This window comes from Streptomyces sp. NPDC005402, from assembly GCF_040606575.1.
Classification (GTDB): Bacteria; Actinomycetota; Actinomycetes; order Streptomycetales; family Streptomycetaceae; genus Streptomyces.
In genome coordinates this window covers 96,522-121,843 of record NZ_JBEXFB010000012.1, presented here as the reverse complement: position 1 = coordinate 121,843, position 25,322 = coordinate 96,522, and the positions used below count along the sequence as shown (strand labels likewise).

The following is a 25,322-nucleotide window of genomic DNA, read 5'->3' as shown; positions in this document are numbered from 1 at the left end:
GCTGCCTTCGCACCGGGAGGTGCGCTGTCTTGATCTCACTTTAGGAGGCACAACTCGGAGTGGCGACCGAATTAACTAGCCGCGCTTCTGCCGCTTCCACGGCCCCGTGATCGCCAGCATGATCCCCGGTGTCTGGATGTTGGCGTACAGCGTCCTGCCGTCGGGCGAGAAGGTGACGCCGGTGAACTCGCTGTACTCCGGCTCCTCTTCGGTGCCGATGTTGAGTTCGTTGCGGGCGATCGGATAGGTGCGGCCGCTCTCCGTGGCGCCGAACAGGTGCTGGACGCCCTCGCCGTCCTCGGCGATGACGAGGCCGCCGTACGGGGAGACGGTGATGTTGTCGGGGCCGTCGAAGGCGCCGTCCTCGGAGGGGTCCGGGTTCACGCCGAGGAGGACCTTGAGCGTGAGGGTGCGGCGCTTGGGGTCGTAGAACCAGACCGCGCCGTCGTGCTGGACGGGGCTCTCGGTGCGGGCGTACGAGGAGACGATGTACGTGCCGCCGTCGCCCCACCACATGCCCTCGAGCTTGCGGGCGCGGGTGACCTGGCCGGTGGTGAACTGCTTGCGGACGGAGGTCGTCCTGGCGTCGCGGTCGGGGACGTCCACCCAGTCGACGCCGTACACCGTGCCGATCTTCGTGGCGCGGGAGAGGTCGTCGACGAACTTGCCGCCGGAGTCGAAGCACTTGAAGGCCTGGAGGGTGCCCGCGTTCTCGGCGAGGGTGCGCAGCCTGCCGTGGCCGTGGCGGAAGCCCTCGGGCGGGGTCCAGCGGTACAGCAGGCCGTTGGGGTTGGACGCGTCCTCGGTGAGGTAGAGGTGGCCGCGCTTGGGGTCGACGACGACGGCCTCGTGGGCGTAGCGGCCGAGCGCCTTGATGGGCTGGGGGTTCCTGTTGGCGCGGCGGTCGCAGGGGTCGACCTCGAAGACGTAGCCGTGGTCCTTGGTGAAGCCGTTGGTGCCGGCCTTGTCCTCGGTCTCCTCGCAGGTGAGCCAGGTGCCCCAAGGGGTGTTGCCGCCCGCGCAGTTGGTGGCGGTGCCGGCGATGCCGACCCACTCGGCGACCTTGCCGCCGGGGCGCACCTCGACGACCGTGCAGCCGCCGGCCGCGGCCGGGTCGTAGACGAGGCCCTCGGTGAGCGGCACCGGGTGGGGCCAGTTGGCGCGGGGGCCTGCCAGTTCGTGGTTGTTGACGAGGAGGGTCGTGCCGCGCGGGCCGTCGAAGGTGGACGTGCCGTCGTGGTTGGACGGGGTGAACTCGCCGGACTCCAGCTTGGTCCTGCCGCTGTAGGTGATGACCTTGTACGTGAACCCGGCGGGCAGCGCGAGCAGGCCCTCGGGGTCGGCGATCAGCGGGCCGTAGCCGACGCCGCGGTGGGCGCCGGCACTCTCCACGCCCTCGCTCTCGACGTCGGTGGCGGCGAGCGCGTTCGGTGCGGTGGCGAGGGCGCCGACAGTGCCCGCCAGCGCGACACCGGCACCGGTGATCGCGGATTTCGCGGCAAAGTCCCTGCGGGTGAGCGACATGGTGTCTCCTGAGACGGTGGGTGAGCGCCGTGGAGGGTGGGGGACCTCGGGTCGGCGCAACCGTCTCGCCCATGCCTGAACACCAGTTGAACAGCGAGCGGATTCAGTGGAGCAGCTTCAATGAATCAACAAAGGGCAGGAAATGCGCCCCTAAACCCGCCCGCACCCGCGAAACGACCTCAACCCCCCTGCTGCGACCGCGCCTTGAACGCGGCCTTCCGAGCCTCCTTGGCGACCCGCTTGTCCGGATGCAACCGCCCCATCGCCTCCAGCACATCCGCCGTGGCCGGATGATCCACCCGCCAGGCCGCCGCGAAGAACCCGCTGTGCTGCTGGGCCAGCCCCTCCACCAGCCCCTGCAGCTCCTCGGAGTTCCCCTCCGCGGCGAGCTGCGCGGCAAGCGTGTCGACGGTCAGCCAGAACACCATGTCCTGGGAAGGCGCGGGCACGTCTCCGAACCCCCGCTCGGCCAGCCAGACCCGGGCCAGCCCACCCAGTTCGGCATCGTCGAGGACCTCCCGCAGCGCGGGCTCGGCAACCGCACCGACCAGCGACAGGGCCTGCTGACACCGCAGCCGGCGCAACGGCGCCCCCGCGTCGCTCCCCCGGGCCGCCGCCAGCAGCTCCCGAGCGGCCGCCAGAGGTTCACGCAGGTCCAGCCACTGCTCGGTCTCGGCCTGGGCGGACGCCGGAGGAAACGCGGCGGTCCCGTCGAGCAGCGCGTCCGCCCCCTTGTCGGCGAGGTCGCCGACGGCCGGGGCCGGGATTCCCGCCTCCAGCAGCCGCGACCGCAGCCCGTACAGCCCGAGCGGGGTCAGCCGCACCATGCCGTACCGGGAGACGTCGGTCTCGTCGACGACCGCGGCGGGTTCCTCGTCGGCGTCGGCCATCAGCGCCTCGTCGACGGGCTGGTACTCGACGATCCCCACCGGCTCCAGGACCCGGAACTGGTCGTCCAGCCGCATCATCGCGTCGGACACCTGCTCCAGGACGTCGTTGGTCGGCTCGCCCATGTCGCTCGGCACGATCATCGACGCCGCGAGGGCGGGCAGCGGCACGGGCCCGTCGCCGGGGCCGTCCGCGCCGACCGTGAGCAGATAGAGGTTTCCGAGCACGCCGTCGAGGAACTCCTGCTCGGCCTCCGGATCCCAGTCGAGGGAGGCGAAGTCGACCTCCCCCTTCTCGTCCAAGGCGTCGACCAGGTCGTCCAGATCCGGCACGCTCGCGTCGGCCAGCGCCGTCTCCAGAGCCGTCATCCACACGCCGAGCACGTCCTGCGGGGATCCGGACAGCAGTGCCAGGTCCGCGCCCGTGGCGACGGTGCCCTCCTCCTCGTCGACGATCTCGACGAGTCCGGTGTCGACGGCGGCCCGCCAGGCCTCGCTCGCGTGGGCCGCCGCCTCGTCCCCGGTCAGTCCGAGGTGCGCGGCCGCCTCGGGCAGCTGCTCCTCGACGAGTCCGCCCCCCGCGTCGACCCGCGTGTCCTCGCCGGCCCAGCGGGCGAGCCGGGCGGCCCGGGCGAGCAGCGGGGTGGACAGGGCGGCCCGCGCCAGCTCCGCTTCGGGGTGCAGCCGCACCGGCGGCAGGGGGGAGCTGTCTGACATCGGCTGGTTCTCCTAGGACGCGTCGTGCCACTCAGCCGCTCAGCGTAGACGGATATCCACCTATGCCGCCCGGTTCATCTCCCCGACAGGGTCCGTACATGGCTGAAACCTTGACAACTGGACTGACCAGGCAGGAGATTGACGCGCGTAGAAATCCGCCGGACATCTGTTCACTGTATTTTCTACGCGCGTCGCAACCGCCCCACAGGTCGCGGCTCCCACCGTTCCACGTCACCCTCGTCCCGGCGCCTACGTTCGTCCCCGGAGGGATCCCGTTGCCGAGCAAGAAGTCCGCGCGTCTCGCCGCGCTCACCGTCGCCGCCCTGTCGGCGGCCTCCACCGTCGTCCTCGTGTCGCCCGCGCACGCGGCCGCCGTGAGCATCCATGACATCCAGGGCGCGACCCGGATATCCCCGTACGCCGGTCAGAAGGTCACGGATGTGGCCGGAATCGTCACCGGTGTGCGCACCTACGGCTCCTCCAGAGGTTTCTGGATCCAGGATCCGAACCCCGATGCCGACCCGGCCACCAGTGAAGGCGTGTTCGTCTTCACCAGCTCCGCCCCGAAGGTCGCCGTCGGTGACGCCGTCACGGTCACCGGCACCGTCTCGGAGTACGTCCCGGGCGGCACGTCGTCCGGGAACCAGTCGGTCACCGAGATCACCAAGCCGACCGTCACCGTCGTCTCCAGCGGCAACGCGGTCCCGGCGGCCACGGTGGTCGACGCGAGGTCGGTGCCGGCAGCGTACGCCCCGGAGGGCGATGCCGCCGCGGGCAACTCGATCAACGGCCTGACCCTGGAGCCGAAGAAGTACGCCCTGGACTTCTACGAGTCCCTGGAGGGCATGAACGTCAAGGTCGCCGACACCCGCGTGGTCGGCGCGAGCGACCCGTACACCGAGCTGTGGGTGACGGTGAAGCCGCGCGAGAACACCACCAGGCGCGGCGGCACGCTCTACGGTTCCTACAGCTCGCAGAACACCGGCCGGCTCCAGATCCAGTCGCTGGGCTCGACCTCCGCCTTCCCCGTCGCGAACGTCGGCGACGTCCTCACCGGCTCCACCTCGGGCCCGCTGGACTACAACCAGTTCGGCGGCTACACCCTGGTCGCGAACGAGATCGGCACGCTGAAGAGCGCCGGTCTGGAGCGGGAGACCACACAGAAGCAGAAGAACGGCGAGCTCGCGGTCGCCACGTACAACGTCGAGAACCTCGACCCGTCCGACGCCACCTTCGAGGAGCACGCCTCCGCGATCGTGAACAACCTCAAGTCGCCCGACATCGTGTCCCTGGAGGAGATCCAGGACAACAACGGCGCGAAGGACGACGGTACGGTCGCCGCCGACGTGACGGTGAACAAGCTGATCGACGCGATCGTGGCGGCGGGCGGCCCGAAGTACGACTGGCGCTCGATCGACCCGGCCAACGACACCGACGGCGGCGAGCCCGGCGGCAACATCCGCCAGGTGTTCCTCTTCAACCCGCAGCGGGTCTCCTTCACCGATCGCGCGGGCGGCGACGCCACCACCGCGGTGGGCGTCACCAGGGTCCACGGCAAGGCGCAGCTGACGGCCTCCCCGGGCCGCGTCGCGCCCACGGACGAGGCCTGGAAGTCCAGCCGCAAGCCGCTGGCCGGCGAGTTCGTCTTCCGTGGCCGCACGGTCTTCGTGATCGCCAACCACTTCAACTCCAAGGGCGGCGACTACGGTCTGACCTCGGCGACCCAGCCGGTGCCGCGCAGCTCGGAGATCCAGCGCCACCAGCAGGCGACCCTGGTCAACGCCTTCGTCAAGGACATCCTCGACACCCAGAAGAACGCGGACGTCATCGCTCTCGGCGACATCAACGACTTCGAGTTCTCCGACACCGCGAAGACCCTGGAGGGTGACGGCGAGCTGTGGTCGGCGATCAAGTCGCTGCCGAAGAGCGAGCGTTACACCTACGACTACCAGGGCAACCAGCAGGTCCTGGACCAGATCCTGGTGAGCCCGTCGATCCGGCGCGGCTGTGACTTCGAGTACGACAGCGTGCACATCAACTCGGAGTTCAACGACCAGATCAGCGACCACGACCCGCAGGTACTGCGCTTCAAGCCGTAACCCGTAGCGGGTCAGGCCTGGTTGAACACGCCGTTCAGCCAGGCCTGCCACTCGGTCTCGCACTCCTTGATGTCGGCGTCCGCCGAGAAGTCGTGCAGGGAGATGCCGACCGGGTGGCCCCAGTGGTTGCGCCCGAAGATCCGGGTGAGGCCCCGGTCGGTGCGCAGCCCGATGAAGTAGGGGTTGCGGAAGTCGACGACGGCCTCGAAGGTGTCCGGGCCGTGGACCGTCACCCGCGTGCCCGCGGCCACGTCCTCGCCGACGCCGAGGGCCCGTCCCACGACGGTGAGGGCGTCGGGTGCCTTGGACGCCTCGGGCCCGTCAAAAGTCGCGAAGGCGGCCGGGCGGGGCGCGAAGTGGGTCAGGTACTCGCGCAGGGTGTGCAGATAGAAGTCGGTGTGCTTGGCGGCGCCGTCGTACTGGTTGTCCCAGTCGTCGACGAAGATCCCGCTGTGGACGTAGCGCACCCAGGCCCGGCGGCCCTCGTCCCGGGGTTCGACGGTGTAGTCGAGCTGGTTGAGGGTCTGTACGGAGATGCCGTCGACGTTCTCGACCCGGTTGGTGTAGCGGTGCGGCGGATCCCATGCGGTGACCTTGGACCCGAAGGGGCCGGTGCCGCCGACGCGGGGCTCGGGCGGCTCCATCGGCCACAGATAGCCGCCGGTCCCGGTGGTGATCGCCTCCCACACCTGCTCGGGGGTGGCGTCGACCTCGAACTCGCGGGCGATCTCGAATTCCTTGGACATCGTTCTACTCCAACTCGGTCTGTGTGGGGGCGGGTTCGGTCTCTTTGAGCGTCGGATGGACTGCCAGGACGATCCGGTGGTCACGGCCGCCCTCGGTTTCCGGGGCGTCGTACTTGCGGATCAGGGCGGCGACCCCCGCCGTCAACTCCTGGATGAACGCGGCCCGTTCGGCGGCGGAGGCGAAGCGCACCTCACCGTCCAGCGCGTAGGTCGCCAGCCGCTGACGGGCCTTGGCCGCCCCCGTGATCAACTGACCGACGTCCCGCACCAGTCGGGCCCCGAGCGCGAGCAGCCAGCGCGCGGAGAGCTGGTCGCGGAAGCGGTCGGGGTCGGGCTGCACGGCGGCGAGGGCGAGCGGCGAGATCACGTACGACGCCGCGGTCGCCCGCATCAGCCGCTCGGTGACATTGCCCTTGCGGCGCTCCCCCGCGAGCTCGACCAGGCCGTGCCGCTCCAGCGCCTTCAGGTGGTAGTTCACCTTCTGCCGGGGCAGCCCGACCTTGCCGGCCAGCATGGCGGCCGACGCGGGGCCGGCCGCCAGCTCGGCCAGCAGCCTCGCCCTTATGGGGTCCAGGGAGACGGCTGCGGCCTCGGGGTCCTCGATCACGGTGACGTCCAGCATGGATCCACCGTCTCACCGAAAACTTTTTTTGTCCAGACGATTTGAGTTGTCTGGAGCAGCTCGGTCGAAGCACCTCTGCCGGGAGCAGCTCGGTCGAAGCACCTCTGCCGGAAGCAGCCCTCTCGGCAGCGGCTCTATTCGGGCAGCAGACCGAGGGCGTGGTCGTACCGGCTGACCACGCTGCTCTTCAGCCCCGGCCAGGTCTGCACCCGCTCCCAGCGGTCCGAGGCCGAGCCGATCCCGTCACCCGGGGCGGCGAGCGCGTCGAGGTGGGCCTGGGCGCTCTCCCACTCGGCGTAGTTGAGGACGCGGGTGCCGTCGGTGCTGAGGTGGAAGTGGCCGCTGATGCCGCCGGGGTGCGGGTTCGGTTCGCTCTCCAGCGCCTCGATGACGGCGTCGACCCAGGCGCGCTGCCGTTCGGGGTCGAGGCCCTCGAACTCGATGTCGACGATCACGATGCAGCCCGGAATCCGCTGGTCACCGTCCTGGGCGACGCTGCGGTAGTGCCGGTACCGGCCGAGCCCCACCCGCTCGATGCCCGGGACGGCGGTGTCGATCTCGTCGACCCGCTCCAGCCGCTGGGTCCGCGCGAACGCCTCGTAGGTCTGCTCGTTCGTCCACTGCGAGTAGTGCAGGAGGCTCGCGGCGTCGTGTCCGGTGTAGACGTGGTAGCCGAGGAGCCCGTCGGCGGGCCACGGCCGGCGTTGCCAGGTGTCGGCGATGGCCTCGACGGTCTGCCGCTGCCGCAGCGGGGTGCCCACCCGCCAGGTGCTGAAGAGGGACGCGCCCACCTCGGGCCGGGCGGGGTCGGGATGGATGTCGGTTCGGCGGGTCATGCGGGGCCTCCTCGGATCGCTGCTCGGTGTGTGCGCCACCCACCCTCCGACCTCAACCGTGATTCAGGTCAAGTCGGCTGTTTCGGAAGGCGGTTCGGGACCCGGTTTCGGGAGACCCGCCTCGACATGGACGAGCAGGCCGAGGAACAGCCGCACAGCCCCTCCAAGTTGCCCGCCCGATCCTGGGGCGCGGTGCTGCGGCGCACGGCGAAGGAGTTGCTGGACGACGAACTCGCCGACCGGGCGGCGGCGTTGACGTACTACGGTGTCCTGTCGCTGTTTCCCGCCCTGCTGGTGATGGTCTCCCTGCTGGGCGTGGTGGGACAGCGCGCCACGGACAAGATCCTGGGCAACATCGGGGACCTCGCGCCGGGTCCGGCCCGGGACATCCTGCGGGACGCGGTGGTCCAGCTCGGTGACAGCGGCGGCACGGGCAGCGTCCTGGCGATCCTCGGACTGCTCGCCGCGCTGTGGTCCGCGTCCGGGTACGTCGCCGCGTTCATCCGTACGTCCAACGCGGTGTACGACCTTCCCGAGGGGCGCCCGGTGTGGAAGCTGACGCCGCTGCGGCTGGCACTGACCGTGACGTTGATGCTGATGCTGGCGGCGAGCGCGCTGATCGTGGTGTTCACGGGTCCGCTCGCCGAACGGGCGGGCCGTGCAGTGGGGTTCGGCGACGCGGCGATCGCGATCTGGGGCGTGACCAAGTGGCCGGTGCTGCTGCTCCTGGTCGTCGTGATGATCGGGCTGCTGTACTGGGCCGCCCCCAACGTCCGTGGCCGGGGCTTCCGTTGGATCTCGCCGGGCAGCGTCCTCGCCACCCTGGTCTGGCTCGCCGCCTCCGCTGGTTTCGCCCTCTACGCCGCCAACTTCGGTTCGTACAACAAGACGTACGGCACCCTCGCCGGCGCCATCGTCTTCCTGGTGTGGCTCTGGCTGACGAACCTGGCGATCCTGCTGGGCCTGGAGTTCGACGCGGAGCTGGCCCGGGAGCGGGCGATCGCCTCCGGCGCGGCCGGGACCACGGAGGAGCCGTACGTGGAGCCCCGGGACACACGAAAGTGGCCGCCGAGGCTGCGGGCGCGGGCGGCACGGGGGAAGTGACGCATCCCCGCGGCGGCCGGACCCCGCGCACGGACGTGGGCGGCACCCCGTGATTCCGGGTGCCGCCCACATCGGGGTTTCGGCGTGCCGTGGCCTACTTCTTCGGGTACCGCCATGACACGACGATGATCGCGGCCAGGGCCGCGCCGGCGATCAGTACCGGCCGCGGATGCCGGATCGCCGCCAGCACCAGGGGCCGGGCCGGCTGGGGCACGCTGTGCTCCGCCCTGCGCTCCAGCGCGGCACGGTCCTGGACCTGATGGCCGGCCTGCGTCGCCCTGTCCTGGACCTTGTGACCGGCCTGCGTGGCCTTGTCCTGCACGGTGTGGCCCGCCTGCGTGGCCTTGTCGTGCACGGTGTGGCCGGCCTGCGCCGCGCTGCTGCGCAGCTGCACGGTCATCGCGCCCGCCTTGTCCCTGAGGTCCGCCGCACGAGCCCGCGCTCGGCCCTTGACGTCCATCTTTCCTGCCAACTCCTCAACCGTGTCGCCGAGTGCACTGCGAGTCCGCTCGATCTGCTGCCGCAGTTCCTCGGGGCCCTTGGCCCCCGTCACGGGGGGCTCGCTGCCCGTCCTGTCCGTCATCGGTGCGCCCTTTCCTTGATCTCCTCGACGTCCGCCTTGACGCTGCCGAGGGCCTCCTCGGGCGTCGGGGGTGTGGCACGGCGCAGCTGGGCGCGGCCGACGGCGGCGAGCACCCCTGCGATCACGAACAGCACAGCCGTCACGATGAGTGCCGAGGCCCACACCGAAAGCACCAGTGCGAGAGCGGCTGTGGCCGTTCCGGCCAGGGCGAGCAGTCCCGCGTAGGCGAAGGCACCGGCGGCACCCAGCAGCCCGCCGCCCTTCCCGGCCCGCCGGCCCTTCTCGGCCAGCTCCTCCTTCGCGAGGGCGACTTCCTGCCGCACCAGCCTGGAGACCTGTTCGGTGGCCTGTCCGACGAGTTCGCCCACCGAGTGATGTTCGTCGTGCGCCGGCCTGGGGGCCGTGGTTCCGGTCACGGTGTTCCGCCTCCTCTCGGTCGGACCCCCCGGGTACCCGGCCCGGCCATCGCTACCCCACCTGCGGGCCACCGTCCGGGCCGCGCTGTCCGAGCCGGGCCAGCTGGCTCTGGAACCAGTCGAGCCGGGCCTGCAACAGGGCTGCCTCGGCGGCGAGTTCGGGCACTCCGAGCCCCTCTGGCAGGCCGGGATCGGCTTGCGTGAGCACGGCGGCCGGCCGTGCCACCACCCGCAGCCCCTCACCGGCCAGCCGGGCGAACCCGGCGAGCGAGACCGCCGTACGTCCGCGCAGGCAGCCCGCGCAGGAGGGGGCCAGGGCCCGCCAGCCGGGTCTGCCCCAGCCGGCGTCGGCGAGCGCCGCCGCGACCGTGCCGCAGGCGCAGGGTCCGACGGTGGCGGTCCGCACCCGCTGGCGGGCGTAACGGAAGCCGAGCTCGAAGCGGAGGTAGCGGCCGAGGACCAGGACGTCGAGGAGGACTGCCGTACGGTGCTCGGCCGTGCACAGCAGCGCCTCGGCCGCCGCGCGGTCGTGCACGCAGTGGAAGCCGCAGTCGCAGCGTCGGTTCGGTGCCCGGTGCCGCAGGCCGTAGACGCAGGACGCGTCGGCCAGGACTCCGTACGGCAGCGCGCCGCCGAGCGACACACCGGTGAACCCGGCCCGGGTGCTGTCCTGGGACAGCACCGGGTGGGCGATCTTGTATCCGGTCGGCGGCTCCGTCGGGCGTTCCTCCGGAAGCCGCAGTCTCATCGGGCCGCCGGAACCTCTTCGGGGGCCTTCAGTTCCTGGATCTCCTCGGGGAGCTCGAGCTCCTCCTCGTGGATCTCCGGCCGCTCTTCCGCGACTCCGGTGGCGAGTGCCTTGCCGAGCTTCATGACGCCTCCAGGACCAGTGGTCGTGCACCGTCCTGACCATGGTGACCCATGCGGGCCCGATTTGGACATAGCGCCTTGTCGCAGCATCCCTTACCGGTACACCGTAGAAGAATTAAGTGGAGCTTCACGGTTGAGGTACCGAGACTACGCGTATGACGACAACCGCCCCGCCCTTCGGCCGCGCCCTCTGCGCCATGATCACTCCCTTCGACGCGGCCGGTGCCCTCGATCTCGACGGCGCGCAGACACTCGCCGACCATCTGGTGACTGAGGGCTGCGACGGGCTCGTCCTGTCCGGCACGACGGGCGAGTCGCCGACCACGACCGACACGGAGAAGGCCGCGCTCGTCACGGCGGTACGGGAGGCGGTGGGCGAGCGGGCGTCGGTGGTGGCGGGGGTGGGCACCTTCGACACCCGGCACACCGTCGAGCTGGCCCTCGCCGCCGAAAAGGCGGGCGCGGACGGCGTGTTGGTGGTCAGCCCCTACTACAGCAGGCCGCCGCAGGACGCGCTGGAGGCACACTTCAGGGAGATCGCGGACGCCTGCGGACTGCCCGTCATGCTCTACGACATCCCGGGCCGCACCGGCACCCGCATCGAACCGGAGACGATGATCCGGCTCGCCGAGCACCCCCGGATCGTCGCGGTCAAGGACTGTTCCTACGACTTCCTCGGCGCCCAGAAGGTCCTGGACCGCACGGAGTTGGCGTACTACGCGGGCTGCGACGAGCACATCCTCGCCCTGTACGCCGTGGGCGGGACGGGATACGTCAGCACGGTGGCCAACGTGGTCCCCGCTCGACTCCGGGCGGTCCTGGACCTGTTCGAGGCGGGCGACACCCCCGTGTCCGCCCGCCTCCAACAACGGGCCACGCCGCTGATCGAGGCGATGATGTCGGCGGGCCTGCCCGGCACGGTCACTGCCAAGGCCCTCCTGAACGCGCTCGGTCTGCCCGCGGGCCCGGTCCGCGCCCCGCTGCGGCCCGCCGGCCGGGAGGCGGCCGAAGGGCTGCTGGCGGAGTACGAACGCCTCGTGGCCGCCTGATCAGGGCTGGGCGAACAGCGGCTCCCAGCGTCCGGCGTCCCCGTCGTTGCCCTCACGGAAGCCGCTGAGCGGAACCTCCTTGTCGCTGCCGATGGTGACCAGGACGAGCCGCTGATGGAACTCGCTCTTGTCGTTCCTGGCGATGTCCCAGGCGATGAGTTGCTTGTTGCCCACCCAGGCGAGCAGTTGCTGCCCGCGTACCTCGGTCGGCGCACCGGTCGTGGCGTCGAGGACCCAGGAGGAGGTCTTCCACTTCTTGCCCGCGAACTCACCGGCGAAGAACCGGCCGTCCGGCGACTTACCCGCGTCGACGTACCACTCCAGGTACTTGTCGGCCGCCGGCGTGGGGACCTTGTCGCCGTCGAGGTCCCAGAACTCCTTGCCGACGTTCGCCGTGGGGTTGCCGGACCACACGTGCCGGCCGTCGTCGGTGAGGGCGAAGTCCTGGCGGGAGTTGAGGGCGGAACCACCGAGCCCGCCGTCGTCGGCGGCGAGCTTCACCTCGTTCCAGGCGCCCTTCCCGGAGGCCACGTCGAGGACGTAGAAGCCGGTGCGGCTCGACGTCCACTCCGGGCTCCATTCGGCGTCGCCCTCCGTCTTGATCCGCAGATCGGGATTCTTGGTGTACGTCGTCGCGACCAGCCTGCGTCCGTCGCGGGAGAAGGCGAGTCCGCCGACGCCGTGGTCGACCTGGATCCACCGCTCGACCTCGCCGGTGGTCAGATCGAGCAGGCCGATCCGGGCGGAGGGCAGGTCCTGTTCGAGGACGGCGGCGGTCTTCGCGCCGGGGGCGACGGCGACCCAGGACCAGTCGGCGGCCTCGGCGTACTTGCCGGTCCTCGGGTCCAGCAGGTGGTAGGCGCGCTGGTAGACGGCGGTCTCCGCGGTCTTCTTGACCGTCTCCGGGAGGAAGTACGCGGCCAGGGTCGTGCCCCCGACGGAGATCTCCTCACGCGGCGGCGACTGGTCGGGGTGGGCCCTGGTCTTCTGCTCCACCACGACCGGGCCGCCGCCCGAGGGGCGCACGTCCTTCTTGCCGGAGTCCAGCAGCGGCACCCCGACCCCGACGGCGACCACGGCGACCGCGGTCACGGCGGCGGCCGTGATCCTGCGGTTACGGCGGCGGCGCCGGACGGCGAGCACCCGGTCGGCGAATCCCCCTGGCGCCGGGGGCTGTTCGGTTGCCTGCTCGCGCAGGGCGTCGCGCACGATGTCGTCGACGTTCACGGACGCACCTCCACGGGCGAGCAGTCACGGGCATCGAACCGCTCGGCCTCGGGGCCGAGGGCGGCCAGTTCGGGAGCGAGCCGGCGCAGCCGGGCCAGCGAACGGTGGGTGGTGGACCGCACGGTTCCGACCGAGCAGCCCAGCAGCCGGGCCACGTCGGCCTCGGGCAGGTCCTCGAAGTAGCGCAGCACGAGCACGGTGCGCTGGCGTGCGGTGAGCCGGGACAGGGCCTGGCGCATCACCAGGCGCAGTTCGGCCGCGGCGGCGGTGTCGGCGCCGGGCGCTCCGGCACCCGGCGGTTCGGGCGGCTCGGCGACGCTGACCTCCCGCCGGGGCCACTTCAGCCGCCAGCGGCTGACCTGCTGACGGTAGAGGACCTGCCGTACGTAGGCCTCCGGCTCCTCGATCTTCTGCCACCGCCCGGCCACCTTCACCAGGGCGTTCTGGAGCAGGTCCTCACCGGCGTGCCGGTCTCCCCCGCACAGCAGCACAGCGGTCTTCAGCAGGGCGGACGACCTGCTGTCCACGAAGTCCCGGAAACTCTCCAGCCCTTCGGCATTCATCGTCACCTTCTCTTCCCCGGCGACGCCTGTGCGCCGCCCCTCCCACCCTTGTGACGCGTACGGGTGACCGCCGCTATGCCGTCCCCACGAAAAAAGTCGCCGCGAAGGACATGCGTCCTCCGCGGCGACTCCCTGTCACGCGGGTCAGTTCCAGGAGTACCCGTCGCCGATCAGCAGCGCGTGCTCCAGCACGTCCTCCATCGGGTCGTCCACCTGACCGATGTTGACCAGGCCGACCCGGGGGCCGTTGTGGGAGGCGGTGTTGGTCTCGTTCGTCGTTTCGGCGTCTGATCGGACTCTGCGTCCACCCGTTCACCTGCCGAAACGACCCCGAGGTCACGCCGGGTAACCCGTAAGTGATCTTCGCGCGTTCAGTTGTGGCTGTGCAGGACGTCGTTGAGGCCGCCCCAGACCGCGTTGTTCGGGCGGGCCTCGACCGTGCCACTGACCGAGTTGCGGCGGAAAAGGATGTTGGAGGCGCCACTCAGCTCGCGGGCCTTGACGATCTGGCCGTCGGGCATGGTGACCCGGGTGCCCGCGGTGACGTAGAGACCGGCCTCGACGACGCACTCGTCGCCGAGCGCGATGCCGACACCCGCCTCGGCACCGATCAGGCAGCGCTCACCGATGGTGATACGGACGTTGCCGCCGCCGGAGAGCGTGCCCATGGTGGAGGCGCCGCCGCCGATGTCCGAGCCGTCGCCGACCACGACACCGGCGGAGATGCGGCCCTCGACCATCGACGTGCCGAGCGTGCCCGCGTTGAAGTTGACGAAGCCTTCGTGCATCACGGTGGTGCCCGCGGCGAGGTGCGCGCCGAGGCGGACCCGGTCGGCGTCGGCGATGCGGACGCCCTTGGGGGCCACGTAGTCCGTCATGCGCGGGAACTTGTCGACCGACGTCACCTGGAGGTGCAGGCCCTCGGCGCGGGCGTTGAGGCGCACCTTCTCGATGTCGTCGACGGCGACCGGGCCGAGCGAGGTCCAGGCGACGTTGGGCAGGAGGCCGAAGATGCCGTCCAGGCTCTGGCCGTGCGGCTGGACCAGACGGTGCGAGAGCAGGTGCAGGCGCAGGTAGGCGTCGTGCGTGTCGAGCGGCTTGTCGTCGAGGGAGGCGATGACCGTGCGGACCGCGATCACCTCGACGCCGCGGCGGGCGTCCGGGCCGATGGCCTTGGCGGCGCCTTCGCCGAGCAGTTCCACGGCCCTCTCGGCGGTCAGCCGCTCGGTGCCGGCCGGGCCGGGTTCGGCGGAGAGCTCGGGGGCGGGGAACCAGGTGTCGAGAACGGTGCCGTCGGCGGCGACGGTGGCGAGGCCTGCGGCGATGGCGCCGGTGGTGCGCGGGGCAGTCGTGTCGGTCATGAGGGAAACCTAACCGGCGCGGGGCGCGGGACGCGAACCCGCGCGCGAGGCGTCTCGGGTGGTGGGCGGCCCGCACTCCCCCGTTGTGCGGGCCGCCCCGTCCGAGGTGTCAGCCGCGGTCACCGGCCTTGTCGACGACGGCCGTGGCGACGAGGGAGTTGCCGCCGACGACCTCGCATCATCCGCGTCCGCCTTCCGGGATCACCCGCCCCAGCACCTCCCGCGCGTATTCCTCGTCGTACGGCACCCCCGTCAGCAGCACCTGGAGACAGATCCCGTCCATCAGCGCGATCAGCGCCCGGGCGGTGACCGGGTCCGTGCGGCGGGCGAGGCGTTCGGCGAGGTCGTCCGCCCATTCGGCGGCGACGGGGCGCAGGGCGGGGCGGCGCAGTGCGGCGAGGTAGAGCTCGTACTCCAGCTCGACGCCGGTGCGGTCGCCGCCGAGCCAGTCACCGAGGACGCGGGCGAGGCCGGCGGCCAGGTCACCGCCTGGCTCGTCCAGGGTGCCGTGCGCGGCGACCGCCTTGGCGAAGCCCTCGCTGGCCTGGCGCAACGCGGCCACCATCAGCTCGTCGAGGCTCTTGAAGTGGTACGTCGTCGAACCGAGCGGTACGTCGGCCGCGGCGGCGGCGCTGCGGTGGCTGAGCCCCGCGAGCCCCTTCTCCCCGACGACCCGGATGGCCGCGTCGATGATCCGCTGCCGGCGCTCGGGGTCGTGCCGCCGGGCCATCAGTGCGCCCCGCCCAGGTTCAGCACCACGACACCCAGGATGATCAGCGCGATCCCGGCGGCCTTGGTGACCGTCATCCCCTCCCCGAGGAAGACCATCCCGATCGTGACGATGGCGGCGGTGCCCACCCCGGCCCAGATCGCGTAGGCGGTGCCGACCGACACCGTCTTCAGCGTCTGGGCGAGCAGCGCGAAGGAGAGGACGTACCCGAGCACGGTCAGCAGCGAGGGCCCGAGCCGGCTGAAGCCCTCGGTGTACTTCATGGCCGTGGTCGCTCCGACCTCGGCGGCGATGGCTCCGGCGAGGAGCAGGTATCCCATGTGTACGAGCGTACACAACGGGTGGACGAAGACGGGCCGTACGGGACAAGGGGGTGCAGAGGTGACCACGCAGCCACCCTGCCGCCGCCACCGAGAGGGGAATGTGGAAACCGGCCGGTTCAAAGGGCTGCTCGGGACCGCCGGCAACCACTAGTGTTCCCCCGGAACCACTTGTGTTTCACCCTTCACATACCGCGCCACCACAGCAGCGGCACGTCGCTCCGCGCCGCGCCGGAGGAACAGCGCATGCCCGAAGACAAGTCCCGGCCGCCCCAGGACCGCCCCTGGGAGAACGGCTGGACACTGGACACCTCCCGCACGCCCGGCACCAGACGGCTCTATCTCGCCGGGGCGCTGGCGGTGGTCACGATCGTCGCCTGTGTGGCGGCGATAGCCGCTACCGACAAGGCAGTTGACGCGCCGTCAAAAACCGCGCGGGACGAGGGGTCCGGCCTGGTCTCCTTCTCCTCGCAGCCCGCGACGGCCGCCGCCCCGCAGGGCGACAGCGGTCTCTCGTCAGTGTCCCCCACTCCCCAAGGCCCCCGGCAGCAGGGCGCCGACCCCACCGTCACGGTCACCGCCACCCCGAAACCGCCCAAGTCCACGGCGTCCAAGGGCAGTTCGTCGAAGCCGAAGACCGCGGTGACCTACCGTTCGGTCCGCGCGGTCAACTACCCCGACCGCTACTGGCATGTGACCGAGTACTACGTGGCCCTGGACCCGGTCCGCGGCTCCGAATCCCGCGAGGACTCGACCTTCAAGCAGGTCAAGGGTCTCGCGAACACCTCGTGTTACTCCTTCACCACCCACGACGGCAAGTACCTGCGCCACAGCAACTTCGTGCTGCGTGCCGCCCGCGACGACGGCTCGTCCCTCTTCAAGCAGGACGCGACGTTCTGCCCCCGCGACTCCTCGTACTACCGGGGCGCCGTGATGCTGGAGTCGGTCAACTACCCCGGCTACTTCCTCCGTCACGAGAACTTCGTGGTCCGGCTGGAACGCTTCGAGTACAGCTCCCAGTACCTGGCCGACTCGTCGTTCCAGCTGGTGGGCGGACTGGCCTGAGACGCGCACACAGAAGCGGCGGCACCCGAAGGTGCCGCCGCTTCGTCACTGCCGAAAAACCTCAGACGTTGAACCCGAGCGCCCGGAGCTGCTCGCGTCCGTCGTCCGTGATCTTGTCCGGGCCCCACGGCGGCATCCACACCCAGTTGATGCGGAGTTCGTTGACGAGGCCGTCCGTGGCGGACTTGGCCTGGTCCTCGATGACGTCCGTCAGCGGACAGGCCGCCGAGGTCAGGGTCATGTCGAGGGTCGCGATGTTCGCGTCGTCGACGTGGATGCCGTAGATCAGGCCGAGGTTGACGACGTCGATGCCCAACTCGGGGTCGACGACGTCGTACAGCGCCTCGCGGATCTCTTCCTCCGAGGCCGGCTTCATCTCAACGGTCTCGCTCATGCCGTCTTCCTTTCGGCGTCGGCTCCGGCGTCCAGCGCCTGGGCCGTCGCGTCCTTCCATGCCATCCAGCTGAGGAGGGCGCACTTGACCCGGGCCGGGTACTTGGAGACGCCGGCGAACGCGACCGCGTCCTCCAGCACCTCCTCCATCGCGTCGTCGGGCTCGATCCTGCCCTTCGACTGCATCAGCTCCAGGAAGGTCTCCTGGATCCGCTGCGCCTGAGCCAGGTCCTTGCCGACCAGCAGATCGTTCAGGACGGACGCGCTGGCCTGGCTGATCGAGCAGCCCTGGCCCTCGTAGGAGACGTCCTCGATCCTCGTGCCGTCGTACTTCACACGGAGGGTGATCTCGTCGCCGCACGTCGGGTTCACGTGGTGCACCTCGGCGTCGCCATCCCGGAGACCACGCCCGTGCGGGTGCTTGTAGTGGTCCAGGATGACTTCCTGGTACATCGAGTCCAGCTTCATGCGATAGCCCGTTCCCGTCAGCCGAAGAAGTTCCGTACGTGCTCCAGGCCCTCGACCAGTGCGTCGATCTCGGCCGGAGTGGAGTACAGATAGAACGACGCTCGCGTGGTCGCGGGAATTCCGTACCGCAGGCAGACCGGCCGTGCGCAGTGGTGGCCGACCCGGACCGCGATGCCCTGCTCGTCGAGGACCTGGCCCACGTCGTGCGGGTGGATGTCGCCGAGCGTGAAGGAGATCGCCGCACCCCGGTCCTCGGCGGTGGCCGGGCCGATGATCCTGAGGTCGGGGACCTCCGTCAGACGCTGGACCGCGTACTCGGTGAGCGCGTGCTCGTGGGCGAGTATCTTGTCCATGCCGATCGACTGGAGGTAGTCGATGGCCGCGCCCAGCCCCACCGCCTGCGCGACCGGGGGCGTGCCCGCCTCGAACTTGTGCGGCGCCGGGGCGTACGTCGACGAGTGCATCGACACGGTCTCGATCATCTCGCCGCCGCCGAGGAACGGGGGCAGGTCCTCCAGGAGTTCCTGCCGGCCCCACAGCACGCCGATGCCCGTCGGGCCGCACATCTTGTGGCCGGTGAAGGCCACGAAGTCGGCCTGGAGCGCCTGCACGTCCACCGGCATGTGCGGGGCGGCCTGGGAGGCGTCGATGCAGACCAGCGCGCCGACCTCCTGCGCGCGGCGGATGATCGCCTCGACCGGGTTGACCGTGCCCAGGATGTTGGAGACCAGCACGAAGGAGACGATCTTCGTCTTCTCGGTGATGACCTCGTCGATGTTGGACAGGTCGAGCCGGCCGTCGTCGGTCAGCCCGAACCACTTCAGCTTCGCGCCCGTGCGCTGCGCAAGCAGCTGCCACGGCACGATGTTGGAGTGGTGCTCCATCTCCGTGATGACGATCTCGGTCTCGGAGTCCACGCGGTAGGGCTCGTCGGCCCAGCCCAGCATGTTCGCCACGAGGTTGAGCGACTCGGAGGCGTTCTTGGTGAAGATCACCTCGTTGCGCGAGGGCGCGTTGATGAACTCGGCGACCTTGTCGCGCGCGCCCTCGTACAGCGCCGTGGCCTCCTCGGCGAGCACATGCACACCGCGGTGGACGTTGGCGTTGTAGCGCTCGTAGTACTCGCTCAGGGCGTCCAGCACCTGGCGCGGCTTCTGCGAGGTCGCCGCGTTGTCCAGGTAGACGAGCTTCCGGTCGTCGTGGACCAGGCGGTCCAGGATGGGGAAGTCCTTGCGGATCGCCTCTGTGTCGAGGAGGCCCGGCAGCTGTGTCACGCGGATACGCCACCCTTCGTGTATGCCTCGTAGCCCTCGTTCTCCAGCTTGTCGGCGAGCTCGGCGCCGCCGGACTCGACGATCCGGCCACCGGAGAAGACGTGGACGAAGTCGGGCTTGATGTAGCGCAGGATGCGCGTGTAGTGCGTGATCAGCAGGGTGCCGACCTCGCCGGTCTCACGGACGCGGTTGACGCCCTCGGAGACGATCCGCAGCGCGTCCACGTCGAGGCCGGAGTCCGTCTCGTCGAGAATCGCGATCTTCGGCTTGAGCAGTTCGAGCTGGAGGATCTCGTGGCGCTTCTTCTCACCGCCGGAGAAGCCCTCGTTGACGTTGCGCTCGGCGAAGGAGGAGTCCATGTGGAGGCGCTCCATGGTCTCCTTGACCTCCTTCACCCAGGTGCGCAGCTTGGGGGCCTCGCCGCGGATGGCGGTGGCGGAGGTGCGCAGGAAGTTGGAGACGGAGACGCCGGGGATCTCGACCGGGTACTGCATGGCCAGGAACAGGCCCGCGCGGGCGCGCTCGTCGACCTCCATCTCCAGGACGTCCTCGCCGTCGAGGGTGACGGTGCCGCCGGTGATGGTGTACTTCGGGTGACCCGCGAGCGAGTAGGCGAGGGTCGACTTGCCGGAGCCGTTGGGGCCCATGATGGCGTGCGTCTCGCCCTGCTTCACGGTCAGGTCGACACCCTTGAGGATCTCCTTCGTGGCGTTGTCGGCCTCGACGGTGACGTGCAGGTCTCGGATTTCAAGCGTTGCCATGGGTGCCTCAGGACTCCTGGGAAAGGGAGACGAGCACATCGTCCCCTTCGATCTTTACGGGGTATACGGGGACGGGGCGCGTCGCGGGAAGGCCGGACGGCTTGCCGGTGCGCAGGTCGAAGCTGGAGCCGTGCAGCCAGCACTCGATCTGGCAGTCCTCCACCTCGCCCTCGGAGAGCGAGACGTTGGCGTGGGAGCAGATGTCGTGGATGGCGAACACCTCCCCCTCGGTACGGACGACCGAGACCGGCGTGCCGTCGAGTTCCACCCGCTTCGGGGTGTCCTCCTCCAGCTCGCTCAACCCGCAGGCGCGTACGAAGGCCATCAGACGGTGGCCTCCAGCTCCTCGTCGATCTTCACGAGAAGGCGCTCTTCGATGTCGTCCACACCGATCTGCTGGACCAGCTCGGCGAAGAAGCCGCGCACGACCAGGCGCCGGGCCTCGTCGGCCGGGATGCCGCGGGCCATCAGGTAGAAGAGCTGTTCGTCGTCGAACCGCCCGGTCGCCGAGGCGTGACCCGCTCCGACGATCTCGCCGGTCTCGATCTCCAGGTTCGGCACGGAGTCGACCCGGGCGCCGTCGGTGAGGACGAGGTTGCGGTTCATCTCGTAGGTGTCCGTGCCCTCGGCCTTGGCCTCGATGAGCACGTCACCGATCCACACCGCGTGGGCGCCCTCGCCCTGCAGCGCGCCCTTGTAGACGACGTTCGACTTGCAGTGCGGGGTGTTGTGGTCGACCAGGAGGCGGTGCTCCTGGTGCTGACCCTGGTCGGTGAAGTACAGCCCGAACAGCTCGGCCTCACCACCGGTGCCGGCGTAGGACACGCGCGGATGCAGCCGTACGACGTCGCCGCCGAAGGTGACGACGACCGACTTGAAGGACGCGTCCCGGCCGATCAGCGCGTTGTGCTGGGCGACGTGCACGGCCTTGTCGTCCCAGTCCTGGACGGAGACGACGGTCAGCTTGGCGCCGTCCCCGAGGAGGTAGTCGACGTTGGCCGCGAGCAGCGCGTCACCGGTGTGGTCGATGACCACGACGGCCTCGGCGAAGGCGCCCAGCTCGATCACCTGGTGGCCGAAGCGGGTGCCGCCCTCGCCGTGCACGGCGATCCGGATCGGCTCGGTGAGGACCGTCTCCTTGGGGACGGTGATCACGCCGGCCTTCTCGAACGCGGAGTACGCCTGGGCGGCGACGCGGTCCACCGGGGTGCCCGCCCTGCCGATCCGGGCGTCGTCACGGCCGACGGTCTCGACGGTGACGCCCTCGGGGGCCTGCACGTCCACGGTCACGCCGTCGCCGGTGGCGACGGCGGTGCCGTCGTGCAGCCCGCGCAGGCGCTCCAGCGGGGTGAACCGCCACTCCTCCTCGCGGCCGTGCGGGACCGGGAAGTCCGCGACGTCGAAGGACGGGGGCGCGCTCATGCGCGTGGCGACGGTCGACTCGGCGGCCACCGCGATCTGGCCGGCGGTCGTGCTGCCCACCGGGATGTTCTGAGCCTCAGCCATGGCTGTCGGTCTGCTCTCTTCCTACGTCAGAAATGTGCCGCTGCTTGCCGGAGGGACGGTCAGCCGACCGCGCCTTCCATCTGCAGCTCGATCAGCCGGTTGAGTTCGAGGGCGTACTCCATGGGCAGCTCCTTCGCGATGGGCTCGACGAAGCCGCGCACGATCATCGCCATCGCCTCGAACTCGGAGAGGCCACGGCTCATCAGGTAGAAGAGCTGGTCCTCGGAGACCTTGGAGACGGTCGCCTCGTGGCCCATGGACACGTCGTCCTCGCGGACGTCCACGTAGGGGTACGTGTCGGAGCGGGAGATGGTGTCGACGAGCAGCGCGTCGCACAGCACGTTCGACTTGGAGCCGTGGGCGCCCTCGCCGATCTCGACGAGACCGCGGTAGGACGTACGGCCGCCACCACGCGCCACGGACTTCGACACGATGTTGGAGGAGGTGTTCGGCGCCATGTGGACCATCTTGGAGCCGGCGTCCTGGTGCTGGCCCTCGCCCGCGAAGGCGATGGAGAGGGTCTCGCCCTTGGCGTGCTCGCCCATCAGGTAGACGGCCGGGTACTTCATGGTGACCTTGGAGCCGATGTTGCCGTCGATCCACTCCATGGTCGCGCCCTCGTACGCCACGGCGCGCTTGGTGACCAGGTTGTAGACGTTGTTCGACCAGTTCTGGATGGTCGTGTAACGGCAGCGGGCACCCTTCTTCACGATGATCTCGACGACCGCGGAGTGCAGGGAGTCCGACTTGTAGATCGGGGCCGTACAGCCCTCGACGTAGTGGACGTAGGCGTCCTCGTCGACGATGATCAGCGTCCGCTCGAACTGGCCCATGTTCTCCGTGTTGATACGGAAGTAGGCCTGGAGCGGGATCTCCACGTGCACGCCCTTCGGCACGTAGATGAAGGAGCCGCCGGACCACACCGCGGTGTTCAGCGACGCGAACTTGTTGTCGCCGACCGGGATGACGGTGCCGAAGTACTCCTTGAAGAGCTCCGGGTGCTCCTTCAGAGCGGTGTCGGTGTCCAGGAAGATGACGCCCTGCTCCTCCAGGTCCTCACGGATCTGGTGGTAGACGACCTCGGACTCGTACTGGGCCGCGACACCGGCGACGAGGCGCTGCTTCTCCGCCTCGGGGATGCCGAGCTTGTCGTACGTGTTCTTGATGTCCTCGGGCAGGTCCTCCCAGGACTCCGCCTGCTTCTCCGTGGACCGCACGAAGTACTTGATGTTGTCGAAGTCGATGCCGGAGAGGTCCGAGCCCCAGTTCGGCATGGGCTTCTTGTCGAACAGGCGCAGACCCTTGAGGCGGAGCTTGGTCATCCACTCCGGCTCGTTCTTCTTCGCGGAGATGTCGCGGACGACGTCCTCGTTGATACCGCGCCGCGCGGAAGCTCCGGCCGTGTCGGAGTCGGCCCAGCCGTATTCGTACTTGCCCAGGCCCTCGAGCTCAGGGTGGGCAGTCTCCGTGGGGAGAGTCATGCGGGGTTCCTCCCGGCCGTGCTTGCGGATGCGATATCAGGGGTGTGGGAAATCTTGGGGATGAACGTCGTGCAGACGCCGTCGCCGTGCGCGATGGTCGCCAGTCGCTGGACGTGTGTTCCGAGCAGCTGGGAGAAGATCTCGGTCTCCGCCTCGCACAGCTGGGGGAACTTCTCCGCGACATGGGCCACCGGGCAGTGGTGCTGGCAGAGCTGCTCGCCGACCGGTGCGCTTCGCGCCGTAGCAGCGTACCCGTCCGCGCTCAGGGCCTTGGCCAGGGCTTCGGTGCGGTCCTCGGGAGCGGCGGCCTCGACGGCCTGACGGTATCCCTCGGCCTGCTCGGCGATCCTCGCGCGTGCGAAGGCGACGACCGCCTCGTCCCCGCCGAAGCGCTCCTGGATCCAGCGCAGGGCGTCCGCGGCGAGTTTGTCGTACGACTGATCGAAGGCGTCCCGGCCGCAGTCGGTGAGCGCGAAGACCTTGGCGGGGCGGCCGCGCGTGCGCGCTCCGTACACCCGCTGCTCCCGCGCCGCCACGACGTCGTCGGCCACCAGCGCGTCCAGATGACGTCGTACGGCCGCGGGGGTGAGCCCCAGCCGTCCGGCCAGCTCGGTGACGGTCGACGGGCCGTGGTCCAGGATGGATCGCGCGACACGGTTGCGGGTGGACCGCTCACCGGTCGCGAGTTCCTCCTGAGGGGCCCCCGTGGGGGTCTCCCGAACCTCGCCGACGTTTTTCACAACGCCATTGTTGCGTAATTCCTCAGGACCCGGCAACCCGCGTCCGGTCCGGGGGACGGTGCCCTGCATCACTTAGGTCCGCCTAACCTGACCTGGGGAAACGATCTTTGATCGATCAAACCGGTGGCATTCGGCGGACCTGTCAGGGACACTCCCGAACCATGCCGACACCACCTCCCACCGGCCCACTTGTCACTCGCGACACCCTCGCCGGGCAGCTGCGCGAGCTGGGTGTCAGAAGCGGCGAGACCCTGCTCGTGCACTCCTCCCTGAGTTCCCTCGGCTGGGTCTGCGGAGGCCCGGTCGCGGTGGTCCAGGGCCTCCTGGACGCCCTCGGCCCGGACGGCACCCTCGTGGTCCCGACCCAGACCGGCGACCTCTCGGACCCGGCGGTGTGGAGCAACCCGCCGGTGCCCGAGGAGTGGTGGGACACGATCCGGGCGACCATGCCCGCCTACGACCCCCTCGTCACGCCCTCACGCGGGGTCGGCGTGATCCCGGAGACCGTCCGCACCTGGCCCGGCGCCCTGCGCAGCGCGCACCCGCAGACCTCCTTCGCGGCGATCGGCCCCCGCGCGCGGGACGTGCTGGACCGCCATGCCCCCGACTGCCGCCTCGGCGAGCACAGCCCGCTGGCCCGCCTCGAGGCCCTCCACGCGCGCGTGCTGCTCCTCGGCGCCGGCTACGACAGCTGCACCAGCTTCCATCTCGCCGAGTACCGCGTCCCGACCCCCCTGGTGAAGGTCGGCCGCCCGGGACCGGACGGATGGGAGGTGGTGACGGAGGTCTCGATCACCTCGGACCGCTTCGACGAACTCGGGTACGACTTCGAGCGGGACAGCGGTGTGGTCGTACGGGGAAAGGCGGGCGCGGCCGACGTACGGCTGTTCCCGGTGGCGGACGCGGTGCGGTACGCGGAGCGGTGGCTCTCACTGCACCGGTCTCGGGAGGACACGCCCCTGAACGCGCTGGGTGGGGACACGCACGGAGATGCGGGTGGAGATCCTGCACCCGCCCGTCTGCGGCGCGCGCGGCGTACCTAGACTCGGGCCCATGCGAAGTGAGCCCGTGGTCCAGGTCCACGCCCTGGTGAAGCGGTACGGCACCAAGACCGCCGTGGACGGCCTCGACCTGGTGACCCGGGCGGGTGTGACCGCCGTACTCGGACCCAACGGCGCCGGCAAGACGACGACGGTGGAGACCTGCGAGGGATACCGGAAGCCGGACTCCGGCACGGTGCGGGTCCTGGGCCTCGACCCGGTGCGGCAGGCCCGTGAGCTGCACCCGAGGATCGGCGTGATGCTCCAGTCCGGGGGCGTGTACTCGGGTGCCCGGGCCGACGAGATGCTGCGGCACATGGCGAAACTGCACGCGCACCCGCTCGACGTGGACGCGCTGATCGAGCGCCTGGGCCTGGAGAGCTGCGGCAGGACGACGTACCGCAGGCTGTCGGGCGGCCAGCAGCAGCGCCTGGCGCTCGCCATGGCCGTGGTGGGCCGCCCGGAACTGGTGTTCCTGGACGAGCCGACCGCGGGGCTCGACCCGCAGGCCCGCCGCGCGACCTGGGACCTGGTCCGCGACCTGCGCGCGGACGGTGTCTCGGTCGTCCTGACCACGCACTACATGGACGAGGCCGAACAGCTCGCCGACGACGTGGCGATCATCGACGGCGGCCGGGTCATCGCCCAGGGCACCCCGGAGGAGCTGTGCCGGGGCGGCGCGGAGAACACCCTGCGCTTCACGGGCCGCCCCGGACTCGACGTGGGCTCCCTCCTGAAAGCCCTCCCCGCCGACTGCACGGCCGCCGAACTGACCCCCGGCTCCTACCGGGTGGTCGGCAAGGTCAACCCGCAACTGCTGGCGACGGTGACGTCCTGGTGCGCCCAGCACGGCGTGATGCCGGAGAAGATCTCGGTGGAACGGCACACCCTGGAAGACGTGTTCCTGGAACTGACGGGCAAGGAGCTCCGCTCGTGACGG

At 70.0% G+C, this 25,322-nt stretch carries 28 protein-coding genes; 6 read left to right on the top strand and 22 right to left on the bottom strand.

Annotation, left to right across the window (positions count from 1 at the left end):
* Positions 1 to 75: 75 nt before the first annotated feature.
* Positions 76 to 1,524: an alkaline phosphatase PhoX gene (locus tag ABZT02_RS23965; protein WP_356020400.1), complete on the bottom strand. Its 1,449-nt coding sequence runs from the start codon at positions 1,522 to 1,524 to the stop codon at positions 76 to 78.
* A 179-nt stretch (positions 1,525 to 1,703) separates the two neighbouring features.
* Complete coding sequence (locus tag ABZT02_RS23960; RefSeq protein ID WP_356020397.1) at positions 1,704 to 3,128, bottom strand: hypothetical protein; 1,425 nt, start codon at positions 3,126 to 3,128, stop codon at positions 1,704 to 1,706.
* Between the two features lie 275 nt (positions 3,129 to 3,403).
* Here ABZT02_RS23960 and ABZT02_RS23955 point away from each other — a divergent pair, with 275 nt between their 5' ends.
* Positions 3,404 to 5,227, top strand: a complete 1,824-nt coding sequence (locus ABZT02_RS23955; RefSeq protein ID WP_356020395.1) for an endonuclease/exonuclease/phosphatase family protein — start codon at positions 3,404 to 3,406, stop codon at positions 5,225 to 5,227.
* A gap of 11 nt (positions 5,228 to 5,238) precedes the next feature.
* Here ABZT02_RS23955 and ABZT02_RS23950 read toward each other — a convergent pair whose 3' ends face one another.
* The 3 genes from ABZT02_RS23950 to ABZT02_RS23940 form a co-directional block, all read right to left on the bottom strand.
* Entirely contained in the window at positions 5,239 to 5,973 is a 735-nt protein-coding gene (locus ABZT02_RS23950) for an SRPBCC domain-containing protein (protein ID WP_356020393.1), read from the bottom strand.
* A 4-nt stretch (positions 5,974 to 5,977) separates the two neighbouring features.
* Positions 5,978 to 6,595, bottom strand: a complete 618-nt coding sequence (locus tag ABZT02_RS23945) for a winged helix-turn-helix domain-containing protein (protein ID WP_356020389.1) — start codon at positions 6,593 to 6,595, stop codon at positions 5,978 to 5,980.
* Positions 6,596 to 6,729: 134 nt separating this feature from the next.
* Positions 6,730 to 7,431 (bottom strand): antibiotic biosynthesis monooxygenase, encoded by a 702-nt coding sequence (locus ABZT02_RS23940; protein WP_356020387.1) that lies wholly within the window; start codon positions 7,429 to 7,431, stop codon positions 6,730 to 6,732.
* Between the two features lie 126 nt (positions 7,432 to 7,557).
* On the opposite strand from ABZT02_RS23940, the gene ABZT02_RS23935 reads away from it, so the two are divergent.
* Positions 7,558 to 8,535 carry a YihY/virulence factor BrkB family protein gene (locus ABZT02_RS23935; protein WP_356020384.1) on the top strand — a complete coding sequence of 326 codons (978 nt, stop codon included), beginning with the start codon at positions 7,558 to 7,560 and terminating at the stop codon, positions 8,533 to 8,535.
* Between the two features lie 94 nt (positions 8,536 to 8,629).
* Here ABZT02_RS23935 and ABZT02_RS23930 read toward each other — a convergent pair whose 3' ends face one another.
* From ABZT02_RS23930 to ABZT02_RS23915, 4 genes are read right to left on the bottom strand one after another with little or no spacing between them, the layout of a single operon-like run.
* Positions 8,630 to 9,118 (bottom strand): DUF3618 domain-containing protein, encoded by a 489-nt coding sequence (locus ABZT02_RS23930; protein ID WP_356020382.1) that lies wholly within the window; start codon positions 9,116 to 9,118, stop codon positions 8,630 to 8,632.
* The gene (locus tag ABZT02_RS23925) at positions 9,115 to 9,534 is read right to left on the bottom strand and encodes a phage holin family protein (protein ID WP_356020380.1); all 420 of its coding nucleotides are present in this window, start codon (positions 9,532 to 9,534) and stop codon (positions 9,115 to 9,117) included. The genes ABZT02_RS23930 and ABZT02_RS23925 overlap by 4 nt, the downstream gene beginning before the upstream one ends.
* A 52-nt stretch (positions 9,535 to 9,586) precedes the next feature.
* Entirely contained in the window at positions 9,587 to 10,282 is a 696-nt protein-coding gene (locus ABZT02_RS23920; RefSeq protein WP_356020378.1) for a hypothetical protein, read from the bottom strand.
* Positions 10,279 to 10,407 carry a hypothetical protein gene (locus tag ABZT02_RS23915; RefSeq protein ID WP_356020376.1) on the bottom strand — a complete coding sequence of 43 codons (129 nt, stop codon included), beginning with the start codon at positions 10,405 to 10,407 and terminating at the stop codon, positions 10,279 to 10,281. The genes ABZT02_RS23920 and ABZT02_RS23915 overlap by 4 nt, the downstream gene beginning before the upstream one ends.
* Positions 10,408 to 10,559: 152 nt before the next feature.
* Here ABZT02_RS23915 and dapA point away from each other — a divergent pair, with 152 nt between their 5' ends.
* Positions 10,560 to 11,453 (top strand): 4-hydroxy-tetrahydrodipicolinate synthase, encoded by an 894-nt coding sequence (gene dapA, locus ABZT02_RS23910; RefSeq protein ID WP_356020374.1) that lies wholly within the window; start codon positions 10,560 to 10,562, stop codon positions 11,451 to 11,453.
* Here dapA and ABZT02_RS23905 read toward each other — a convergent pair whose 3' ends face one another.
* From ABZT02_RS23905 to ABZT02_RS23885, 5 genes are all read right to left on the bottom strand, one after another.
* Positions 11,454 to 12,680 carry a WD40 repeat domain-containing protein gene (locus ABZT02_RS23905; protein WP_356020371.1) on the bottom strand — a complete coding sequence of 409 codons (1,227 nt, stop codon included), beginning with the start codon at positions 12,678 to 12,680 and terminating at the stop codon, positions 11,454 to 11,456.
* A complete protein-coding gene (locus tag ABZT02_RS23900) occupies positions 12,677 to 13,243 on the bottom strand; it encodes a SigE family RNA polymerase sigma factor (RefSeq protein ID WP_356020369.1) in 567 nt (188 codons plus the stop codon). The genes ABZT02_RS23905 and ABZT02_RS23900 overlap by 4 nt, the downstream gene beginning before the upstream one ends.
* 371 nt (positions 13,244 to 13,614) lie before the next feature.
* Positions 13,615 to 14,604 carry a 2,3,4,5-tetrahydropyridine-2,6-dicarboxylate N-succinyltransferase gene (dapD, locus tag ABZT02_RS23895; RefSeq protein ID WP_356020367.1) on the bottom strand — a complete coding sequence of 330 codons (990 nt, stop codon included), beginning with the start codon at positions 14,602 to 14,604 and terminating at the stop codon, positions 13,615 to 13,617.
* A gap of 178 nt (positions 14,605 to 14,782) precedes the next feature.
* Entirely contained in the window at positions 14,783 to 15,334 is a 552-nt protein-coding gene (locus tag ABZT02_RS23890) for a TetR family transcriptional regulator (RefSeq protein ID WP_356020365.1), read from the bottom strand.
* Positions 15,334 to 15,654: a multidrug efflux SMR transporter gene (locus ABZT02_RS23885; RefSeq protein WP_356020363.1), complete on the bottom strand. Its 321-nt coding sequence runs from the start codon at positions 15,652 to 15,654 to the stop codon at positions 15,334 to 15,336. Before ABZT02_RS23885 ends, ABZT02_RS23890 begins: the two co-directional genes overlap by 1 nt.
* Before the next feature lie 246 nt (positions 15,655 to 15,900).
* On the opposite strand from ABZT02_RS23885, the gene ABZT02_RS23880 reads away from it, so the two are divergent.
* Positions 15,901 to 16,719 carry an AbfB domain-containing protein gene (locus ABZT02_RS23880; RefSeq protein WP_356020361.1) on the top strand — a complete coding sequence of 273 codons (819 nt, stop codon included), beginning with the start codon at positions 15,901 to 15,903 and terminating at the stop codon, positions 16,717 to 16,719.
* Between the two features lie 61 nt (positions 16,720 to 16,780).
* Here ABZT02_RS23880 and ABZT02_RS23875 read toward each other — a convergent pair whose 3' ends face one another.
* The 8 genes from ABZT02_RS23875 to ABZT02_RS23840 are packed head-to-tail and all read right to left on the bottom strand — an operon-like array spanning position 16,781 to position 23,342.
* The gene (locus ABZT02_RS23875) at positions 16,781 to 17,113 is read right to left on the bottom strand and encodes a metal-sulfur cluster assembly factor (RefSeq protein WP_356020358.1); all 333 of its coding nucleotides are present in this window, start codon (positions 17,111 to 17,113) and stop codon (positions 16,781 to 16,783) included.
* Complete coding sequence (gene sufU, locus ABZT02_RS23870) at positions 17,110 to 17,580, bottom strand: Fe-S cluster assembly sulfur transfer protein SufU (protein ID WP_355745365.1); 471 nt, start codon at positions 17,578 to 17,580, stop codon at positions 17,110 to 17,112. Before sufU ends, ABZT02_RS23875 begins: the two co-directional genes overlap by 4 nt.
* A gap of 17 nt (positions 17,581 to 17,597) precedes the next feature.
* Positions 17,598 to 18,854 carry a cysteine desulfurase gene (locus tag ABZT02_RS23865; protein WP_356020356.1) on the bottom strand — a complete coding sequence of 419 codons (1,257 nt, stop codon included), beginning with the start codon at positions 18,852 to 18,854 and terminating at the stop codon, positions 17,598 to 17,600.
* A complete protein-coding gene (gene sufC / locus ABZT02_RS23860; protein WP_356020354.1) occupies positions 18,851 to 19,615 on the bottom strand; it encodes a Fe-S cluster assembly ATPase SufC in 765 nt (254 codons plus the stop codon). The genes ABZT02_RS23865 and sufC overlap by 4 nt, the downstream gene beginning before the upstream one ends.
* A 7-nt stretch (positions 19,616 to 19,622) precedes the next feature.
* Positions 19,623 to 19,940, bottom strand: coding sequence for a non-heme iron oxygenase ferredoxin subunit (locus ABZT02_RS23855; RefSeq protein ID WP_356020351.1), 318 nt, complete (start codon positions 19,938 to 19,940; stop codon positions 19,623 to 19,625).
* Positions 19,940 to 21,121, bottom strand: coding sequence for a Fe-S cluster assembly protein SufD (sufD, locus tag ABZT02_RS23850; protein ID WP_356020348.1), 1,182 nt, complete (start codon positions 21,119 to 21,121; stop codon positions 19,940 to 19,942). Before sufD ends, ABZT02_RS23855 begins: the two co-directional genes overlap by 1 nt.
* Positions 21,122 to 21,180: 59 nt before the next feature.
* A complete protein-coding gene (sufB, locus tag ABZT02_RS23845) occupies positions 21,181 to 22,602 on the bottom strand; it encodes a Fe-S cluster assembly protein SufB (protein ID WP_125190079.1) in 1,422 nt (473 codons plus the stop codon).
* Positions 22,599 to 23,342: a metalloregulator ArsR/SmtB family transcription factor gene (locus ABZT02_RS23840; protein WP_356020345.1), complete on the bottom strand. Its 744-nt coding sequence runs from the start codon at positions 23,340 to 23,342 to the stop codon at positions 22,599 to 22,601. The genes sufB and ABZT02_RS23840 overlap by 4 nt, the downstream gene beginning before the upstream one ends.
* A gap of 161 nt (positions 23,343 to 23,503) precedes the next feature.
* Between ABZT02_RS23840 and ABZT02_RS23835 the strand changes: the two genes are divergently transcribed.
* Together ABZT02_RS23835 and ABZT02_RS23830 are read left to right on the top strand one after the other, a co-directional pair.
* Positions 23,504 to 24,385: an AAC(3) family N-acetyltransferase gene (locus ABZT02_RS23835; RefSeq protein ID WP_356020343.1), complete on the top strand. Its 882-nt coding sequence runs from the start codon at positions 23,504 to 23,506 to the stop codon at positions 24,383 to 24,385.
* Between the two features lie 10 nt (positions 24,386 to 24,395).
* Positions 24,396 to 25,319 (top strand): ABC transporter ATP-binding protein, encoded by a 924-nt coding sequence (locus ABZT02_RS23830; protein ID WP_356020341.1) that lies wholly within the window; start codon positions 24,396 to 24,398, stop codon positions 25,317 to 25,319.
* Positions 25,320 to 25,322 lie beyond the last annotated feature (3 nt).

Bases quoted from the DNA above. Each gene is read 5' to 3' on its own strand.
- ABZT02_RS23935 (WP_356020384.1), top strand. From the start codon at position 7,558: ATGGACGAGCAGGCCGAGGAACAGCCGCACAGCCCCTCCAAGTTGCCC.
- ABZT02_RS23835 (WP_356020343.1), top strand. From the start codon at position 23,504: ATGCCGACACCACCTCCCACCGGCCCACTTGTCACTCGCGACACCCTC.
- ABZT02_RS23940 (WP_356020387.1), bottom strand. From the start codon at position 7,431: ATGACCCGCCGAACCGACATCCATCCCGACCCCGCCCGGCCCGAGGTG.
- sufD (WP_356020348.1), bottom strand. From the start codon at position 21,121: ATGGCTGAGGCTCAGAACATCCCGGTGGGCAGCACGACCGCCGGCCAG.
- ABZT02_RS23930 (WP_356020382.1), bottom strand. From the start codon at position 9,118: ATGACGGACAGGACGGGCAGCGAGCCCCCCGTGACGGGGGCCAAGGGC.
- ABZT02_RS23950 (WP_356020393.1), bottom strand. From the start codon at position 5,973: ATGTCCAAGGAATTCGAGATCGCCCGCGAGTTCGAGGTCGACGCCACC.
- dapD (WP_356020367.1), bottom strand. From the start codon at position 14,604: ATGACCGACACGACTGCCCCGCGCACCACCGGCGCCATCGCCGCAGGC.
- ABZT02_RS23890 (WP_356020365.1), bottom strand. From the start codon at position 15,334: ATGGCCCGGCGGCACGACCCCGAGCGCCGGCAGCGGATCATCGACGCG.
- ABZT02_RS23915 (WP_356020376.1), bottom strand. From the start codon at position 10,407: ATGAAGCTCGGCAAGGCACTCGCCACCGGAGTCGCGGAAGAGCGGCCG.
- ABZT02_RS23855 (WP_356020351.1), bottom strand. From the start codon at position 19,940: ATGGCCTTCGTACGCGCCTGCGGGTTGAGCGAGCTGGAGGAGGACACC.
- ABZT02_RS23880 (WP_356020361.1), top strand. From the start codon at position 15,901: ATGCCCGAAGACAAGTCCCGGCCGCCCCAGGACCGCCCCTGGGAGAAC.
- ABZT02_RS23900 (WP_356020369.1), bottom strand. From the start codon at position 13,243: ATGAATGCCGAAGGGCTGGAGAGTTTCCGGGACTTCGTGGACAGCAGG.
- sufB (WP_125190079.1), bottom strand. From the start codon at position 22,602: ATGACTCTCCCCACGGAGACTGCCCACCCTGAGCTCGAGGGCCTGGGC.
- ABZT02_RS23885 (WP_356020363.1), bottom strand. From the start codon at position 15,654: ATGGGATACCTGCTCCTCGCCGGAGCCATCGCCGCCGAGGTCGGAGCG.
- dapA (WP_356020374.1), top strand. From the start codon at position 10,560: ATGACGACAACCGCCCCGCCCTTCGGCCGCGCCCTCTGCGCCATGATC.
- sufC (WP_356020354.1), bottom strand. From the start codon at position 19,615: ATGGCAACGCTTGAAATCCGAGACCTGCACGTCACCGTCGAGGCCGAC.
- ABZT02_RS23830 (WP_356020341.1), top strand. From the start codon at position 24,396: ATGCGAAGTGAGCCCGTGGTCCAGGTCCACGCCCTGGTGAAGCGGTAC.
- ABZT02_RS23875 (WP_356020358.1), bottom strand. From the start codon at position 17,113: ATGAGCGAGACCGTTGAGATGAAGCCGGCCTCGGAGGAAGAGATCCGC.
- ABZT02_RS23965 (WP_356020400.1), bottom strand. From the start codon at position 1,524: ATGTCGCTCACCCGCAGGGACTTTGCCGCGAAATCCGCGATCACCGGT.
- ABZT02_RS23960 (WP_356020397.1), bottom strand. From the start codon at position 3,128: ATGTCAGACAGCTCCCCCCTGCCGCCGGTGCGGCTGCACCCCGAAGCG.
- ABZT02_RS23945 (WP_356020389.1), bottom strand. From the start codon at position 6,595: ATGCTGGACGTCACCGTGATCGAGGACCCCGAGGCCGCAGCCGTCTCC.
- sufU (WP_355745365.1), bottom strand. From the start codon at position 17,580: ATGAAGCTGGACTCGATGTACCAGGAAGTCATCCTGGACCACTACAAG.
- ABZT02_RS23920 (WP_356020378.1), bottom strand. From the start codon at position 10,282: ATGAGACTGCGGCTTCCGGAGGAACGCCCGACGGAGCCGCCGACCGGA.